1 protein-coding gene is annotated in these 820 nt (G+C 52.3%); it reads left to right on the top strand.

The genetic code is table 11. The annotated features are described in order from the left end of the window. Positions 1–63: 63 nt before the first annotated feature. Positions 64–768, top strand: coding sequence for an IS6-like element IS26 family transposase (locus DD606_RS25800; protein ID WP_001067834.1), 705 nt, complete (start codon positions 64–66; stop codon positions 766–768). Positions 769–820 lie beyond the last annotated feature (52 nt).

Below are 820 nucleotides of genomic sequence, written 5' to 3'. Positions count from 1 at the left end.
GGCACTGTTGCAAATAGTCGGTGGTGATAAACTTATCATCCCCTTTTGCTGATGGAGCTGCACATGAACCCATTCAAAGGCCGGCATTTTCAGCGTGACATCATTCTGTGGGCCGTACGCTGGTACTGCAAATACGGCATCAGTTACCGTGAGCTGCAGGAGATGCTGGCTGAACGCGGAGTGAATGTCGATCACTCCACGATTTACCGCTGGGTTCAGCGTTATGCGCCTGAAATGGAAAAACGGCTGCGCTGGTACTGGCGTAACCCTTCCGATCTTTGCCCGTGGCACATGGATGAAACCTACGTGAAGGTCAATGGCCGCTGGGCGTATCTGTACCGGGCCGTCGACAGCCGGGGCCGCACTGTCGATTTTTATATCTCCTCCCGTCGTAACAGCAAAGCTGCATACCGGTTTCTGGGTAAAATCCTCAACAACGTGAAGAAGTGGCAGATCCCGCGATTCATCAACACGGATAAAGCGCCCGCCTATGGTCGCGCGCTTGCTCTGCTCAAACGCGAAGGCCGGTGCCCGTCTGACGTTGAACACCGACAGATTAAGTACCGGAACAACGTGATTGAATGCGATCATGGCAAACTGAAACGGATAATCGGCGCCACGCTGGGATTTAAATCCATGAAGACGGCTTACGCCACCATCAAAGGTATTGAGGTGATGCGTGCACTACGCAAAGGCCAGGCCTCAGCATTTTATTATGGTGATCCCCTGGGCGAAATGCGCCTGGTAAGCAGAGTTTTTGAAATGTAAGGCCTTTGAATAAGACAAAAGGCTGCCTCATCGCTAACTTTGCAACAGTGCC

The sequence above is a fragment of the Enterobacter cloacae complex sp. GF14B genome (assembly GCF_004136805.1).
Classification (GTDB): domain Bacteria; phylum Pseudomonadota; class Gammaproteobacteria; order Enterobacterales; family Enterobacteriaceae; genus Enterobacter; species Enterobacter hormaechei_C.
This window is presented reverse-complemented; position numbering and strand designations above follow the sequence as displayed.